Source organism: Micromonospora terminaliae, assembly GCF_009671205.1.
Classification (GTDB): Bacteria; Actinomycetota; Actinomycetes; order Mycobacteriales; family Micromonosporaceae; genus Micromonospora; species Micromonospora terminaliae.
Genome location: NZ_CP045309.1, coordinates 1,929,573 through 1,944,833 on the forward strand (window position 1 = coordinate 1,929,573; position 15,261 = coordinate 1,944,833).

Consider the following 15,261-nt stretch of genomic DNA (forward strand, 5'->3'; position numbering starts at 1 on the left):
CGGGGGAGCTGGCCGGAGAGGAGAATCAGGTGGAATACGAGGATTTCATCAATGCGGTGGCCACGCGAGCAAAGGTGTCGACCGATCAGGCGGCGACGCTGACCGGCGTGACGTTGGAGACGTTGGCGGAGCGGATCAGCGCCGGTCAGGCTGAGGACCTCGCCTATCAGCTTCCGGATCGACTTGCCGCTCACCTGAACAGACCCCTCGGAGGGGAAATGGCCACCGCGTTCGGGCTTGAGGAGTTTGTGCGGCGGGTTGGGGATCGTCCTGAAGTCGACCGTGCGCTCGCCGGTGCCGGGGTCCGCGCAGTGCTCACCACCCTGCGTGAGGCCGTGACCCGAGACGAGTTCGAGAACGCCATGGCCCAACTTCCTGAGGAGTTCTCGCAGGTCATCGAACCGGTGGGCGCCGGTGGCGGGCGGCGCCGCGGCTCGTAGCACGCAGAGTTGAGGCAGGAGCAGTCGGTACGACTGACCAGCCCCCGGGCAAGGTTGTGCATCCTCACGGAATCGACACGTGGTCGGCGAGCTCGACGGCGGCGTGCAGCACTCCGCCCGGCGAGGACCCGCGATGTCCACGTCGCTGCGCTCGAAAGTGGCGGCCTGGCGGGAAGCGACGGCACCGGAGGTACACCATGATCGCCGCTCCCGGAGCGGCGATCATGGCGTGACGTGCGGTCAGCTCGCGAAGACCAGCAGCGCATTAGCGATCAGGACGACCGCTCCGAGCCCGATCCCGACGGCGGCGCTGACCCGGAGCCGGCGCCGCACGTCCAGCCCCAACACGATCGCCGCGATGCCCAGCGCGGCCGACAGCCTGGACCAGTAGACGACGACGCCCGTGAGCAAGCCGAGGATCGCGAGCACCAGCGACCACACCGCCGTCGAGCCGGGTTGTTGCCGCAGGACCACCCGCGCCGCCTCTGCGAAGACGACCACCGCGGCGAGCAGGGCGACGCCGGCGTGCGCCGCGCTCTCTCCCGCCGAGGCGTCGGGGAGGATTCCCCACTGACCAGAGGTCCGCCCCGCCTTCGGACGGAACGGGGTGTCGACGGTCGGGGAAATCATCGCGAGCTGGGGGGACCGTACCGCCGACGGCCCCGACGACCGCCAGGTTGGGCCCTGCGGGAAGGGGGCTCGGCTGGTTGCCTGGCACCAAAACGTCGGAGCGACGATCGTCGAGCTGAGCAAAGCGAACACCACCAGACTGCCCTCCGGCAGCGGGAACTACGCCAGCAGACCGCCGAGCGCGAGCGGACCATCGCCCGAAGGGGCGACATCGAATCCAGCTTCAGGAACTGCACACCAGGCTGACGGCGCTGGCCGAAGCCGGTGATGAGTTCATCCGGGAGCAGAAGGACCGGCAGGTGATCCGACGCGCACAGGAGTGGATCGCCACCAGCGGCACCGCGGCGACGGGCAGCGGCCTGGGCATGGCGGACATGTTGGCCGGTCACAGCCGCACGCTGCTGCAGGCTCAGGAGGAACTTACCGAGGCGTACGCGAACACCCCGTAGTGGCTCGTCAGCGCGCCGCGCGTCCACCGCCCGCGACCCATGCCGGCGCGAGATATCCGAGCACGTCACCACCGCTGGCGGAATCGTCGAAGAGCGCCAGCGCGACGGCGGCGGTCAGCAGCGGGGCGCGGCCACGACCGCTGCCTCGAGGTCGTTGTGCAACATCCGCGGGCCACTCGCCGGTGCCACACGAACCGGTGGTAGGCCGCCTCCGCGAGTCGGGCGAAGCTCAACCTACGCGACGACGTCGTGGTGCCTGATGTCCACAAGAGAGCAAAGAGTTCCGTCAGCTTCAAGTTCATCGGGGACAACGACTTGTTCACCAATAGGACACAATGGAGTGCGGGTGCCGCTGTAGCTTTCCTGCTGGCAGCAACTCCCGTGGATGGGCCGTCAGTTGGCCGGGATCCCCAGTGAGGGGGCAGTCATGGCAAGTCAGGTTCGCGCTCGCCGGAAGGTCGTGTGCGCGGTCGTCGCCGGTGTCCTCGCCGCCGGGTCCCCGGTCGCGATCGTCAGCCCGTCGGCATCCGCAGCCCGCACGAGCACGTCCGCCAACGCCGTCATCGTCTGGGACCGCAACGCGCAATCCGCGATCTGGGACGTGGCGGGCCAACAGCCGCAGGTCCAGGCGCGCAGCTTCGCGATGGTGCACGGTGCCGTCTATGACGCGGTCAACGCCATCGCCGGACGGAAATACCAGCCGTACCTGATCGCGCCGGCCACCAACGGCCGGGAGTCGGTGGACGCGGCGGTTGGGACCGCGGCCTTCCAGGTGCTCAGCTCCCTGTTCCCGAACCAGCAGGCGCGGCTGCAGACGCAATACGACGAGTGGCTGGCGACCATTCCCAACGGCAGCGCGAAGCGCGGTGGCATCTCCGTGGGCAGCCGGACGGCCGCCGCGATGATCAGCGCACGGCAGAACGACGGGGCGTTCGGCAACCCGGCCTGGCCGGTCGGCACCGAGCCCGGCCAGTGGCGGCCCACTCCGCCGACCAACGCCAACGACGGGGCATGGGTGGCGACTCTCAAGCCGTTCCTCCTCCTCAGCGCGTCGATGTTCCGCTCATCCGGCCCGCCCGCGCTCACCAGCGAGCAGTACGCCCGGGACTTCAACGAGGTCAAGGCGATCGGCGCGGTCAACAGCCCGATCCGGACGGCGGACCAGACTCAGGCAGCGATCTGGTGGCACGATCGGCACCTGGGCGAGTGGGAGATCAAGCGCCAGCTCGCCACGACCCAACGGCTGAACCCGCTGCAGACGGCGCGGATGTTCGCGATGGTCGACCTCGCGGAGGCCGATGCCACGACCGCCTGTTACAACGAGAAGGCCGCCTGGTCGTTCTGGCGGCCGGTCACCGCCGTCCAGCTGGCCGACACCGACGGCAACCCGGCCACCGAGGCCGAACCCACCTGGATGCCGCTTCTCGTCACGCCGCCCCACCCCGACTTCACGTCCGGGCACACCTGCTTCACCGCGGCGAGCATGCTGGCGCTGAAGCACTTCTTCGGCCGGGACGACATCCCGTTCAGCGCCTACAGCGAAGCCTCGGGCACCACTCGGTACTTCGGCAGCTTCTCTGCGGCCATCGCCGAGGTCATCGAGGCCCGCATCTGGGGCGGCATCCACACCCGCACGGCCGACGTCGAGGGCGCGAAGATCGGCGCCAAGGTCACCGGTTACATGATTGAGAACTACTTCCGCCCGCGACGGTGACGCGCCGGGCCTCCGCCTGGGTGAGCGCGGTGGTGACGACTGCTGGACGGCCGGCCGCTCAATACCGCCCGTGCGGGCAGACGCATGTTCGCATGGCCGCCGCGCCCGGGCTACCTGCCGTTTCCCGTCGCACTCAAGGTTGGCTCCGGCCGACTCCCCGATAAGGATCGCGATCAGGCTACGTCCGAGACGCGATCGTGGCGAGGCCACTGCTCCGGCTCATGCGGACAGCAGTCTACGGAGCCGCTCGTCGAGGCTGATGAGCCGCTGCAGCGACGTGGGTGCCTCGGTGGCGAGGGTCCGCACGGTGTGCATGACAGCGTGCCGCAGCTCGATGAGCGGAGCAGAAACCTCGCTCTCCCACTTCGCTGCGCTGTAGTCACCGAACGCCCCGCGTAGCGCATCCGTCTTCTTCACGATCTTCAGCAGGTCGGTGAAATCCATCGCCGCGACGATGTCGGCGACGACATCCTCGCGCTGCTCCGTGGCGAGTCGATCCCGGATCCGCTCCTGACGGGACTGCGGTAGCAGCAACAGAGCCTTCTCCTGGTCGGCGAACAACGCACGGGTCCGCTCTGCCAGATAAAGTTCGAAGGCACTGACCAGCAGATAGAAGTAGGTACGCCCGGGCTGCTTGTTGAGGTCGGCCGGGCTGACGATCCCGACGATGTCATGACCATCGACGACGAACAGGAACTTGGCGCGTCTGAGGGCCGGCAGGAGGGTGGCCAGCGGTGTGTCGCCGGCGATGACCCGGGAGGCGGTCAGCGGACGGGTGTGCGCGGCGAGTGTCCCGGGCTGGTCGACCAGGTCCGCGCGGTGGACGTAGCCGCAGATCTCCCCCTCCCGGGTCACGGGCGCAGAGTCGAAGCCGGCGTCGGCCAGGGCGTTGGCGACGTCCAAGACGGGCGTGTCCGCGCCGTAGCAGAGGACGCGAGCGATCGGTGTCTGCAGATGTCGCGTGCGGATCGCCGTCGCGATGTCGTCGGAATGCCCGTGGATCATGCCGACAGTGTGTCGTGGCGGCGGCCGGGTCGACGACGGGGGTGACGTCGACGCGGCGCGGTCGTGCCTCACCGCCCGGCGCCGACCAGTCCGCCGGCCATGGGCGCAGCTATCCGGGTCTCTCGACGGCGGTCACGTCAGCCGCCTCGTCTCCGAAGAACACCCGGACCGCCGCCCGCACCTCCTGCGTGTCGTTGGCCATGGCCGTACGAGCCTGGGCGAGCAACGCCTGGGGTTCGGCCTGCCGCTGCCAGTCGAGGTCGGCCAGCAACTGGTCGATGTCCGGCACGTGCCGTTCGCCGGTCAGCGCGCGGGCTGGTGGCCGGAGGTCCATGAGGTGGCAGAGCAGTCGCAGCGGCCGGTGTCCGTACACGCGGGTGCCGCTGGGCAGGGCGGGCAGGCCGTAGGTGAGCAGCCGCGTCACGGCGCCGTCGAGCAGCGGGGTCGCCCAGTGGGCGTTGTCGAACAGGCTGTTCGAGGTGGCCTGCGGCAGGCCGAGGCCGGCCACCACCTGGTTGACTTGGTCCGCTGCGGCTTGGGCGACGACGAAGACGTGGGGTGAGACTCGGCTGCGGTGGAAGACCTCCGACCACACGCGGCCCTGCGCTGACGATGTCACCGGGGCGTTACGCGAGGTGCTCACGTGAGGATCCCTCCTGGTCGTTGCGCTGACGAGCGATGTCGAGCAGGCGGCCGAGGGCCGCGCGGGTCCGGCCGGTCACGGTGGCGAGGGCACCGAGCGGGTCGATGTGCCGGCGTTCGGCCAGGTCCTCGTAGACGGCGAGCAGGTCGGCCTCGAACCCGTCCGCAGTCGCGCCGCGGGCCTGGGCGAGCTCCGCGAGGCGGCCCTCGATGTAGCGGCTCGCCATCACCTGGTACGCCCCGACGCTGGGCATGTGGTGAAACTCCGCCACCATGTCGTCGACGTGCCGGCCCATCCGGTGCAGGACCGCGGATGTGATGCCGTGCCGGCGTACCTCGGGGGCTGCCTCGTTGGAGATGCGGATGACGACCTCGTCCGGTCCGTTGATCTCGTCTGATCCGGTGTCGCTGTTCCAGCGGGCCGTGACGACGAAGCCGTCGTCCCGTCGGGACAGTTCGAGGGACGGGTCGGGCACGGCGTGGAGGGGATTCTTCTGGGGCATGCGTTCCTGTCTTTCCGGCGGCCTTGTGGGCGCCTGTTTCCGGGGCCGCGGTGGCAGCCGTGTCACACCTGTTGTTCAGGGCGTCGGGGTGGCGGCGCTCAGGATGCTGCCGAAGAACACCATGACGGTGAAGAGGATCATCGGGCCGACGAAGACGTAGCCCAGGACGAGACCGGCGACCGCCATCCCATGCCCCGACCGCATGCCGTCGCGGGTCTCCCGCAGGGCCAGATGGCCGAGGATGACCGCCAGGACGCAGGGCAGCCCGAACAGGCACCAACCGCCGAGCACGCCGAGGATCCCGAGCACCAGCGACGCCGTCGCCATGCCCGAGGTCAAGATGGGCTGGACGGTCAGCCGCTGCCCGCCCGCCGGGTAGCCGCCGCCCGGGTAGGGCATGGCCGGGAGCGGCGCGTACCCGCCGGTGGGCGCGGACACCGGGGGATACGGCCCCAGGACGGCGGGCAGCGGCGGCTGCGGGCGGGTGGGGTCGAGGCCGGGCTGCGGGTAGGTCATCGGTGCGGTTCCGTTCTTCCATCGAGGTGGGTGAGCAGGGCGCTCACCTCGGTGTGCAGGCGACGCAGCTCCGCGGCCGTCGGCGCCAGCTCGTAGCAGTGGTGGTGGGCGGCAGCCGACAGGGCCGCCCAGGTGAAGGCGACCCGCCGGGCGACGGCGGGGCCGGGCCCGAACCGGCCGCGCAGCATCAGCTGTTTCGCCCGGCCCTGCCGGCACGCGGCCACCACGGGGCGGGTGCGCCGCCAGTAGGCGTCGATGCCGCCTTCGAGGGCGAGCCGGATCAGGCAGGCGCACGCCCGCGGCCACCAGCCGGCGGTCACCGCGGCGGCGCCGAGTGGTCCGGTGCCGCGCAGCATCTGGTCGGCCGCCGCCAGGCAGTGCCGGGGCGTCGGCGCGGTCACGACCGGACCTCGGCGCCGTTGCGGGGCGCGGGCACGGCAGCGGCGTGGGCCCGCAGCGCTTCGGCGAGGTGGCGGGCGTCCGAGACCAGGACGGGCAGGTCGAACAGGTACGCCCCGTGCACGCCCTCCTTGCACGCCTTGTACGCGCCCACCGCCCGCGACCCGTGCCGGCGACTCAGGTACCCCAGGACGTCACCGCCCCGGTCGGCGTCGTCGAACAGCGCCAGCGCGACGGTGGTGGTCAGCCTGCGGGACGCGGCCACGACGGCCTTCTCGATGTCGTCGTGCGGCACACCGCGGGCTACCCGCCGCCGCCACACGATCCGGTGGCAGGCCGCCTCGATCGCCGAGCGGCACAGCTCCGCCACCACCGGCCCGCGCACCTCGGAGGCGATCTCCTCGGTGTGGGCCAGGGCGTACGCGTCGTCGAGGTAGCGGGTCACCGGGTCGGAGCCGGGCCGCAGCGTCACCACCGACCGCTCCGCGCGGGTCACCTCCACGATGCGGGACCGACCCAGGTCGAGGCGCGCGAGCGCGTCGGGCAGCCGGGTGTCGTGGGTGAAGACCACCACCTGCCGCTGCTCGGCCAGCTCGGCGAGCACCCGCGCCAGGCCGTCCACCTTGGCCGGGTCCATACTCTGCACCGGGTCGTCGACCACGATGAACCGGAACGGGCTCTCCGGCGCGCAGCCACGCGGCAGGAACGTCGCCAGCCCCAGGGCGTGCATCTCGCCCTGGCTCATCACCCCGAGGGCGGTGCCGTTGTCCGTGCCGTCCACGCTGACCGGGATCACCACCCGCCGCCGGGTGTTCATACCCGCCAAGGTCATCGCGCCCAGCTCGACGTTGCTCTCCTGCCGCAGCTGCGCCCAGATCCGCTGCGAGTGCTCCGCGAACGGCGCTACCCGCTGGTTGCGCAGCTGCGCCCCGGTGGCCTTCAGCCATGCCCGCGCCGCCTTCACTCGCGCGAGGGCGCGTTCCTGCTCCGGCAGCGTTGCGGCCGACGCGATCCAGGCCCGCAGCTCGGCGGCCACCGCCTGCCAGCCGGTGTCGCGCTGGCGGAGCAGATCCTTCGCGTACGCCTGCGCGGTCTGCGCCGCCGCGAGCACCGCCGGGTACCGGGCGGTCAGGTGGTGGGCCAGCTCCTCCGGCCCGCCCGGTGCCAGCCGCAGCGCCGTCACCGCCGTGTGCAGGTCGCCGACCGGCACCCCGTCGCCGTCGCCGGTGGGCACGTCCAGGTCGTCGATCAAATAGTGCGCCCGCTGCAGCAGCGCGGTCAGCCGGGCAGAGGCGGCCTGGGCGGCGAGGGTGCGGTCGCGCAGCTCCGCCAGGGACTCGGCCGCGCTGATCCGCCAGCTGTCGTCGAGGCGGCCGGTCGCGCAGACCGGGCACGGCCCGTCACCTTGGTCGTCGTGGTGCTCGACGGCCAGCCGGAGCAGCTCTGCGCTGCGCAGCGACGCCCGCGACCGGCCGCCGTCGTGCCGGCGTGCCTCCGCGGCGGCCTCCCGCAGCTGCCCGGCGAGGCGGGTCACCTCGTCGGTGTCGGGCAGCTGCATCGCCGCCAGGCGCCGGCAGAGAAGCACCGCCTCGTCGTCGGTCGGGTCCTCCGGCTCGTCGAGGATCGCCGTCAGCATCGCCAGGTCGGCCGCACCCCGGGTGCGCAGCAGCCCGGCGGCCCCCCAGGCCCGGTCGCCGTCGATCCCGGCGAGGCGGGCGGCGAGGGCGGCGCGCTGTCCGCGTACCTCCTTGATGGTGGTGTCGAGGGGGCGCGCGGCGGCCATCAGGCGGCGGTCGGCGTCGGTGATCGCCTCCAGGCCGAGGATCGCGGAGATGGCGTCGAAGAGCTGGCTCTGCGTGCCGGCGGTGAGCCGGCCCAGCTCGGCGGCGGTGAGGAACGGCCGGTACAGCTCCAGCGGCCGGGCCAACCCCAGCTCGGCGAGGTCCTGGTGGCTGCCGCGTGCGCTGGTGACCATCACCTGGGCGTCGCCCAGCTCCGCCTCCGACGACCAGGAACGGACCACCCGGGTGGGCGTGGCCACCCCGTCGACGCGCAGCTCGACGGCGATCCGGCACGGGTCGCCGGCGTGCAGGTTGCGCCACCCGGTACGCCACACGCTGTTGCGATCCGCCCAGCGCGCGCTGTCCCCGGTCAGGGCAAGTTCCACGGCCTCGGCGAAGCTGGACTTGCCGGAGCCGTTGCGCCCGACCACCACGGTCAGCCCGGGGCCGGGCTCGATGGTGAGGGTGCGCTCCGGGCCGACGCCGCGGAACCCGGCGACGGTGACCGAAGAGAGCCAGATCCGCTCCCGCAGCTCGTCCGTCGCGGTGCGCTGCGGCTCCAGTGCGGTCGGCGCGCCGGCGAGCGCCGCGGCCAGGTCGGCCTCGCCGCTCAGTGCGGCGAGGACTACTTCGGCGGTGTCATCGGGTACGCGGTCGGCGGCGAGCCGGTCGAAGATCAGCTCGACCAGGGGTTCGGTGTGGTTCATCAGGCGACCTCCGGGGAGGGCATCGAAGGTGGACGGTTTCCGGCTCGGGCCGGTTCGCTGGCGGTGGTGGTGCGACGACGCTGTGCGCTTGCCCTCTGTGAAGTGATCGGCGGTCACGCCGGCAGTGCAACAGGACAATCGGGGCTGGCCAGGCAGGTCCGGGCCGGTGGAGTGCCGCGGTGACCGATCGGGTCGACCGTCGTCGCGGCGGCCGGCAGAAGGCCGAGCGGCTGGTGCGGGCGGAATCCCGGACCGGCCCAGGGTGCTTGTACGAAGGTCATCGTCTTCTCCTCCAGGCGCGTGGTGTCCGCGGATCGACGGTCGATCGATCCGCCCGAGGGGGTGGTGGGAAGCTGTGGCGCTGTGTCGGCAGTGGATTAGCCGGCTTGCCTGGCGGGCCGGGTCAGTTGGGGAGGGCCGCGTGCCAGTCGTGCAGGAAGGCGTCGACCAGGGCGTGCGCCCGTGGGCGAACGTCGAAGGTTTCCTCGACTCGGCGGCGGGCCATGTGCGACAGGCCGTCGGCGGCCTCGTTGAGGGCGTGCCCGCTGTGCCCCTTCACGTGCGCGAACGACAGGTCCGGCCGGCGACTCACCTGATCAGCGAGCCGGACCAGCGTTGGCCGGTCAGCCCACCGGCGCTGGCGCAGGCTGTAGCCGGCCGACATGGCCGACACCTCACCGGCCTGCCACCGGCGCAGCCAGCGCAGCGCCACCGTGCTGTCCAGCAACACCGTCATCCCCGCCGGCGCCTCCTCGTACGCCGAGAGCAGGAAGTCCACCGCCCGCAACTCGTTGATCAGCACCCGCGACGCCCCGGTCGGGTCCAGCCGGCCGGTGCCCCGGCCGCGCAGGCCGTAGTGGCCGTCGCTGACCACGTACGCGATGCCGCCGGCGCGGCCCTTCCAGCTGGCGTCGGTCGCGGCGACGACCGGCGCGGACACCGCCGCCCAGCGCGTGACCCGGCCGCGGCCGCGCTGCTGGTCCGGCTGTGGGCGGCAGGCCGTGCCGTGCACGGTGGCGAGCTGTTCGGCGGTGTCCAGGAGTTCGGCGGCCGAGGCGAGCTCGTCGTAGTTCGCCGCGGTGAGCGCGAGCGTGACCGCGTCGCCGATCCGCTGACAGTCCGCGCAGGTGGTGCCGTGGACGTAGCGACGCAGGGGGAGAGCGCGGGCGTGCAGGGGAGTGGGGAGAAGGTCCAGGACACGGAGGAACTCATCGGGACGCACGACGCCTCCTGACGTCTCGGTTGCGGGCAATGTCAGCGGGCTGGGCGCCACTCTCCGCAGTTCTCGGAGTGGAAGGCATAGTCGGAGGATCGGATGGTGACCTGTACGCGGCGGGCGCCGTTGGTGAAGTAGTTGTCGATGATGTTTCCGGAGCTGTTCTGCCGCTCCCAGTAGCAGCCGTCGACGTCGTGCGTGACGTAGGTGCCGGGCTTGATTTCCTTGCCGACCCGGTAGGTACCGGATCCGAACAGCCGGCCCTGGGCCTCAAGGTCTGCGTCGGCCTGGCCGCGCTGCACGGCCTGCCGCCACTTCTTCGCGTACGGATGCTTGGGGCAGAGGGTCAGCGCGGCGTTGATCTCGGTGATCTGCTCGCTGCTGGCGGCGAATCCCGCTTCGGCGTAGACGTCGTCGGTGTCGATCGCGGCGCAGATTGCGTAGAGCGGCGCGATGTCCTGGTCGTCGTACTTGGAGACCTTGTAGGCCTGCTTCTCCACGCTCGTGACGATGGTGACGGCGCCGACGATGTCGCAGGAGCTCGCCTTGGCTGCCCATACCTCCGTGAAGTCGGGCCGGCCGTCCTTGCCGGGGAAGACGGTGAGGAGTGAGCCGCCCGACTCGTTGTTGGTCTCGCACTCCAGGTTGATCGGCGCCTGCTGGGGGATGTTCTTCGGGTCGTCGGGGTAGCTGTCGCTGCTGTCGGGGATGCCGTCGTGGTCCCGGTCGGCGGGCGGGGTCCGGCTCGGCGTCGGCGACGGGCTCGCCGAGGCGGATGGACTGGCGGAAGGGGAAGGCGCGCTCCCGGCGGCCTTGCGATCGTCTCCGCAGGCGGTCAGGGCGAGAGCCGGCAGCAGAAGGGTGACCAGCAGGATGCCGGTCGAGTGGCTGAGGTGCCGCCGGGAGTCGGCGTGGCTGCTGGTTCGAACAGGGGTTGAAGGAATCGCGTCGTGGTGGCGGCGGGCCATGGTCACTCCGAGGTGAAGAGCAGGCTGTGGCAGTGGTTCCGCTGCAGGCGGAGTCGGATCGGCGGCGAAGTAGCCGTCGTGTCGCGGTCGACCGGGTGGATGTCCCGCCGTCGTCAGTCAGTGACAGTGATGACCATCTGGAGGCCGCTGTCCGGGTGGTAGCTCCAGGACGCATGGATGTCGTCCCAGTCGCCGCTCTGCCGGCCATCGAGGGCCCGCGTCGCGAGGACCTCCGCCCTGACCGAGTCCGACATCTTGAGCTCAGACCAGTAGCACTCGAGCGCGCTGAAGCTGAGCCCGCTGCTCTCCTTGCCGGCCCCGTGCAGGGTCAGCGTCCTGCCCTCGTCGCCCAGCATGGCGCCGCCCGCGAGAGAGCTGCCGCACTTCTCCTTGGCCAGCGTGAGCGGCGACTTCCGTTCGGCCAGCGGCGACGAGATCGGGCTCGCTTGGAAGGCCGTGTAGATGCCAGCTCCGGCCAGCAGGAGTGCCGCCACGGCGCCGGCCGCGATCAGCGCGACGGAGCGGCCGTTCAGGGCGAGGGACGGCTTGCTTTCGACGCTCTTGGGTTCGCCCGCCTCATGGAGATCAGCGGGGTCGAGCTCCTGCGCCGAGGTGGCCCGAGGAAGCTCGTACTGATCCGTGGGTTGTTCGGTCGGGGTGGCATGGGTCGGGTCGGTCATGACGGTCTCCTCTGTGAACGAGCCAAAGGAAAGGGACAGGCGGGGCGGGCGGTGGTGCCCGCCCCGGTCGAGCGGTGGATCAGGTGAGGGAGACGGTCACGCCGCCGGAGAGCATCGAGTCGTGGAGCTCGAGCTTGGTGAGCTTCACGTTCTTCGGGATGTCGAAGACGAACACGCCGGTCACCTGGTTGCCGGGGTTGATCTCCTCGAAGAAGGTGCTCGCCTCCTTGTTCGCGTAGAGGCCGGCCTCGGTGTCGGAGGAGTATTCGGTGCCGTCGGCGGCGAGAGCCTTCTGGCTGCTGCCGTCGAGGGTCTGCGCCTCCTTGCCGATGTTCTTGACGTTGACCGTGATCAGGCAGAACTGGCCCTGGGCCTTGTCGCCGATCATCGACGTGCCGACCTTCGCGACGCCGCACTTGGACGACTTGACGGTGAACTCGAACTTCCCGTCCCGGGCCGGCTGGCCGATCTTCGCGGTCTTCGCCGGCTTGTCCTCGCCCTTGGCGCCGCTGTCGGACTTGCTGCTGGTGCCCTCGTCGGTGCTGCCAGCGCCGCATCCGAGGGCGACGAGGCCGGTGGCGATCAGGGCGAGAGTGGTGGTCTTGCGCATCGTTTTCCTCCTGTTGTGAACGTGGCGGGGTCAATGAGAGCATCATCTGTGAACGCTGTCAACACACATCATGCTTGACAGGTGTGACACACTCCGAACATGCAGGAGACACCGAGCATCACCGCAGCGGAGATCGCCCGGCTCGCCGGTGTCGGTCGGGCCGCAGTCAGCAACTGGCGCAAACGGCACGCCGACTTCCCCGACCCGGTGGGCGGCACCGCGGCAAGCCCCGAGTTCGACCTGTTCCAGGTCGAGGAGTGGCTCCGGGGGCAGGGCAAGCTCTCCGAGGTGTCCCGAGCCGACCGGCTCTGGCGGTACCTCGCCACGGCCAAGGAGAGTCCCGCCACGGCGTTGGCCGGCGTCGGCGCCTACCTGCTGGCCCGGCAACGAGGCGAGCAAGCGACCCGCAAGCAAATCGACAAGCGGCTGGTCGGCCTGCTGCCCGAGCTCGACGCTCTCGCCGACGAGCTCGGCCCGCAGGGCGCCTTCGATCAGCTGTGGCAGCGCTTCTCCGCACCGGGCCCGGGGCGTCCCTTCGCCACCCCCGACGAGCTCGCCGACCTGATGGTCGGAATCGCCGGCATCGACGGTGGCTCCGTGCTCGACCCGGCCACTGGCACCGGCGCCACCCTCCGGGCCGCAGTCCGGGCCGGCTGCACGTCCGCCTACGGGCAGGAGCTCGACCAGGACCTGGCCAAGCTCGCCGGACTCTGGCTGGCTCTCCGCGACATCCCAGGGGAGGTTCGCAGCGGCGACTCCCTCCGCGCGGATGCGTTTCCCGGCCAAACCGTCGATGCCGTCGTCTGCCATCCGCCGTTTGGCGTCACGAACTGGGGCTTCGAAGAGCTGGGTTACGACCCGCGCTGGGAGTACGGCGCGCCGCCGCGTACCGAGCCGGAGCTGGCTTGGGTGCAGCATTCGCTGACCCACCTACGGACCGGCGGGCACGCCGTCCTCCTGATGCCACCGACGGTTGCCGGCCGTCGCGCCGCCCGGCGGATCCGTGGCCACCTGCTGCGGGGCGGCGCGCTGCGCGCCGTGATCGCGCTCCCCAGCGGGGTGGCCGCGCCGCACGGCGTACCCCTGCACCTGTGGGTGCTGCGACGGCCCGGGGCAGACGAGCCGGCCCCCGCTCGGGCGCTGCTGATTGATGCCGCTGAGGGCGACCACGCCGAGTTGTACGGGCGGGTGCTGAGCACCTGGCGGACCTTCGCCGCGGCGCCGGAGGCCGACCTCGAGGAAGCCGGCTTCGCCCGCGCCGTACCCGTGATCGAACTGCTCGACGAAGAGGTCGATCTCACGCCGGGTCGCCGGCAAACCGCCGTTGGGGGCGAGGCAAGCGAAGAACATCTGGTACGCACCAGAGAGCGGCTGGCCGCCATTGTCGGCGACCTGCCGGCGCTGATGCCGCAGGTCACGCCCGAGCCCGACGGTGCAACTCCGCCGCCGACCGTGTCCATCGCCGAACTGGCCCGCACCGGTGCGCTGCAACTGATCGGCCCGGTCCGCTCCACCGGCTCGTCCGACGACGAGTCAGCCGGGACAATGGAGGGCCCACTGGTGCTCACCGGCCGCGACGTGGCTACCGGCGTAGAGGCGTCCGGGCGGGACGACGGCAGGCTGGGGCAGCCCATACCCCTGGCCGTCGGGGATGTGGTGGTGCCGACGGTCGCCCCGAACCTCATGGCCCGGGTCATCACGTCGGAAGGGGCGCTGCTCGGGCGCAACCTCTACCTGCTGCGACCGAATCCGGCGGCGCTGGACTCGTGGTTCCTCGCCGGGCAACTGCGTACCAGCGGCAACGAGAAGCAGACGTCGAGCCTCTCCGGCACGCTTCGTTACGACATCCGACGGGCCCTGGTCCGGCGGCTGCCGCTAGAGGAGCAGCGTGTGCACGGCGAGGCGTTCCGGCGGCTGGACGCCTTCGAGTCAGCCGTCCGAGAGGCAGCATCACTCGGCCCGGAGCTGGTGCGGCTCACCGCCGACGGACTCGCCGGTGGCGCCCTACGGCCCAGCCACTCCTCAGCCCCTCGTTCACGGAAGAAGGCTTGACGTGCACCTTCCCGAAAATGCCTCGGAGTACGACGCGGGTGTCGTCAACGGTGGGCTCCGCGACGACGAGCTGGAATGGTTCAGACGGCAGCGACGCGACCTGGAGGCCGAGCGCGGCGGCGATTCGCACGATGCCGAGGACCTAGTCGGGCGGCATGCGGTGAACGTGGTGCCGGCGCGGTGGTGGCAACGCGATCTGTCGCTGCCGTTTGATGAGGAGGCCTTCTCCGTAACCTCGCTGAGCCGGGACGATGTCACCGCCGAGGCGCGGCGATGCCGCGAGAGCGGGAACTGGCTGCCGTTGCTGGTCGTCTCGTTCGCCTGGGGCTGGGGTAGCCGTGGTTTCGGGCCGACCAGGCTCTCCTGGGTGATGAGAGGCGGTTGGAGGTCCCCGAGACTCGGCCGCGACGAAATCGAGCGTCGGCTGGGCGCTGCCATCGATGTCCTGGACCGCGAGGGTGCACCTTCTGCTTATGACCTCCTGCTCACCGGCGGGCGCATCCCGGCGCTCGGGCCGGCGTTCTTCACGAAGTTTCTGTACTTCGCGAGCAGGAGTCAGGAGGTGCGATGTCCAGCTCCGATCCTGGACGCGCGATTGGCAAGCGCGATGCGATGCTTCTGGACGCGACGTAGCGACGAGCCGTACGCCGTCGGAGGCCGCCCTGCCCGCTGGCTCTGGCAGGGCCCACGGTGGTCGACTTACCGCTACCGGGTCTATCGGGCTTTCCTCGGTCGTGCCGCCGCTCAACTGTCCGAGGCGGGGGAGCGGTGGACGCCGGACCTGGTGGAGCTGTTGCTGTTTCGGGGTGGTCCGTGTGAGGTCAACTGATTTGTCAGGCTTCTGACTGATCGGTTCCGTTGACGGGACGCGACCCTGGGTGGTCTTCTGGTCGCTCCATCATGAGCCTGTGAACTGAAGAAACAAGCCTTTCGGAGGACCCCTCGCCGA

The 15,261-nt window shown here is 70.7% G+C and carries 16 protein-coding genes; 5 read left to right on the plus strand and 11 right to left on the minus strand.

Translation table 11 applies throughout. The annotated features are described in order from the left end of the window. Nucleotides 1-29: 29 nt before the first annotated feature. A complete protein-coding gene (locus GCE86_RS08545; RefSeq protein WP_204342182.1) occupies nucleotides 30-440 on the plus strand; it encodes a DUF2267 domain-containing protein in 411 nt (136 codons plus the stop codon). Between the two features lie 240 nt (nucleotides 441-680). On the opposite strand, the gene GCE86_RS08550 is transcribed toward GCE86_RS08545, so the two are convergent. Then, nucleotides 681-1,070, minus strand: a complete 390-nt coding sequence (locus tag GCE86_RS08550; protein WP_154226437.1) for a hypothetical protein — start codon at nucleotides 1,068-1,070, stop codon at nucleotides 681-683. Nucleotides 1,071-1,369: 299 nt separating this feature from the next. On the opposite strand from GCE86_RS08550, the gene GCE86_RS08555 reads away from it, so the two are divergent. Both GCE86_RS08555 and GCE86_RS08560 read left to right on the plus strand, forming a co-directional pair. Then, on the plus strand, nucleotides 1,370-1,519 hold the full coding sequence (locus tag GCE86_RS08555) for a hypothetical protein (protein WP_154226438.1): 150 nt from the start codon (nucleotides 1,370-1,372) through the stop codon (nucleotides 1,517-1,519). Between the two features lie 397 nt (nucleotides 1,520-1,916). Further along, the gene (locus tag GCE86_RS08560; protein WP_239542683.1) at nucleotides 1,917-3,233 is read left to right on the plus strand and encodes a vanadium-dependent haloperoxidase; all 1,317 of its coding nucleotides are present in this window, start codon (nucleotides 1,917-1,919) and stop codon (nucleotides 3,231-3,233) included. 219 nt (nucleotides 3,234-3,452) lie between these two features. On the opposite strand, the gene GCE86_RS08565 is transcribed toward GCE86_RS08560, so the two are convergent. The 10 genes from GCE86_RS08565 to GCE86_RS08605 form a co-directional block, all read right to left on the minus strand. Then, entirely contained in the window at nucleotides 3,453-4,238 is a 786-nt protein-coding gene (locus GCE86_RS08565) for a CBS domain-containing protein (protein WP_154226440.1), read from the minus strand. 109 nt (nucleotides 4,239-4,347) lie between these two features. Then, on the minus strand, nucleotides 4,348-4,881 hold the full coding sequence (locus GCE86_RS08570; RefSeq protein ID WP_154226441.1) for a hypothetical protein: 534 nt from the start codon (nucleotides 4,879-4,881) through the stop codon (nucleotides 4,348-4,350). Further along, complete coding sequence (locus GCE86_RS08575) at nucleotides 4,865-5,356, minus strand: hypothetical protein (protein WP_154226442.1); 492 nt, start codon at nucleotides 5,354-5,356, stop codon at nucleotides 4,865-4,867. Before GCE86_RS08575 ends, GCE86_RS08570 begins: the two co-directional genes overlap by 17 nt. A gap of 102 nt (nucleotides 5,357-5,458) precedes the next feature. Then, nucleotides 5,459-5,899, minus strand: coding sequence for a DUF4190 domain-containing protein (locus tag GCE86_RS08580; RefSeq protein ID WP_154226443.1), 441 nt, complete (start codon nucleotides 5,897-5,899; stop codon nucleotides 5,459-5,461). Further along, nucleotides 5,896-6,300, minus strand: coding sequence for a hypothetical protein (locus GCE86_RS08585; RefSeq protein WP_154226444.1), 405 nt, complete (start codon nucleotides 6,298-6,300; stop codon nucleotides 5,896-5,898). The genes GCE86_RS08580 and GCE86_RS08585 overlap by 4 nt, the downstream gene beginning before the upstream one ends. After that, a complete protein-coding gene (locus GCE86_RS08590; RefSeq protein ID WP_154226445.1) occupies nucleotides 6,297-8,786 on the minus strand; it encodes an AAA family ATPase in 2,490 nt (829 codons plus the stop codon). The genes GCE86_RS08585 and GCE86_RS08590 overlap by 4 nt, the downstream gene beginning before the upstream one ends. Before the next feature lie 403 nt (nucleotides 8,787-9,189). Next, nucleotides 9,190-10,008, minus strand: a complete 819-nt coding sequence (locus GCE86_RS08595) for a ribonuclease HI (protein WP_163636804.1) — start codon at nucleotides 10,006-10,008, stop codon at nucleotides 9,190-9,192. Between the two features lie 32 nt (nucleotides 10,009-10,040). After that, on the minus strand, nucleotides 10,041-10,970 hold the full coding sequence (locus tag GCE86_RS31575; protein WP_163636802.1) for an Rv1352/Rv1906c domain-containing protein: 930 nt from the start codon (nucleotides 10,968-10,970) through the stop codon (nucleotides 10,041-10,043). A 113-nt stretch (nucleotides 10,971-11,083) separates the two neighbouring features. After that, nucleotides 11,084-11,650, minus strand: coding sequence for a hypothetical protein (locus tag GCE86_RS08600; protein ID WP_154226447.1), 567 nt, complete (start codon nucleotides 11,648-11,650; stop codon nucleotides 11,084-11,086). Between the two features lie 79 nt (nucleotides 11,651-11,729). Then, entirely contained in the window at nucleotides 11,730-12,260 is a 531-nt protein-coding gene (locus tag GCE86_RS08605) for a DUF4352 domain-containing protein (protein WP_154226448.1), read from the minus strand. A 99-nt stretch (nucleotides 12,261-12,359) separates the two neighbouring features. Between GCE86_RS08605 and GCE86_RS08610 the strand changes: the two genes are divergently transcribed. Together GCE86_RS08610 and GCE86_RS08615 are read left to right on the plus strand one after the other, a co-directional pair. Beyond that, a complete protein-coding gene (locus GCE86_RS08610) occupies nucleotides 12,360-14,312 on the plus strand; it encodes an HsdM family class I SAM-dependent methyltransferase (RefSeq protein ID WP_154226449.1) in 1,953 nt (650 codons plus the stop codon). Nucleotide 14,313: 1 nt separating this feature from the next. Continuing rightward, nucleotides 14,314-15,141 carry an 8-oxoguanine DNA glycosylase OGG fold protein gene (locus tag GCE86_RS08615; protein ID WP_154226450.1) on the plus strand — a complete coding sequence of 276 codons (828 nt, stop codon included), beginning with the start codon at nucleotides 14,314-14,316 and terminating at the stop codon, nucleotides 15,139-15,141. Nucleotides 15,142-15,261 lie beyond the last annotated feature (120 nt).

Excerpts from the sequence above, each read along its gene's own strand:
- GCE86_RS08590 (WP_154226445.1), bottom strand. The coding sequence starts at position 8,786 with ATGAACCACACCGAACCCCTGGTCGAGCTGATCTTCGACCGGCTCGCC.
- GCE86_RS08600 (WP_154226447.1), bottom strand. The coding sequence starts at position 11,650 with ATGACCGACCCGACCCATGCCACCCCGACCGAACAACCCACGGATCAG.
- GCE86_RS31575 (WP_163636802.1), bottom strand. The coding sequence starts at position 10,970 with ATGGCCCGCCGCCACCACGACGCGATTCCTTCAACCCCTGTTCGAACC.
- GCE86_RS08605 (WP_154226448.1), bottom strand. The coding sequence starts at position 12,260 with ATGCGCAAGACCACCACTCTCGCCCTGATCGCCACCGGCCTCGTCGCC.
- GCE86_RS08610 (WP_154226449.1), top strand. The coding sequence starts at position 12,360 with ATGCAGGAGACACCGAGCATCACCGCAGCGGAGATCGCCCGGCTCGCC.
- GCE86_RS08565 (WP_154226440.1), bottom strand. The coding sequence starts at position 4,238 with ATGATCCACGGGCATTCCGACGACATCGCGACGGCGATCCGCACGCGA.
- GCE86_RS08550 (WP_154226437.1), bottom strand. The coding sequence starts at position 1,070 with ATGATTTCCCCGACCGTCGACACCCCGTTCCGTCCGAAGGCGGGGCGG.
- GCE86_RS08580 (WP_154226443.1), bottom strand. The coding sequence starts at position 5,899 with ATGACCTACCCGCAGCCCGGCCTCGACCCCACCCGCCCGCAGCCGCCG.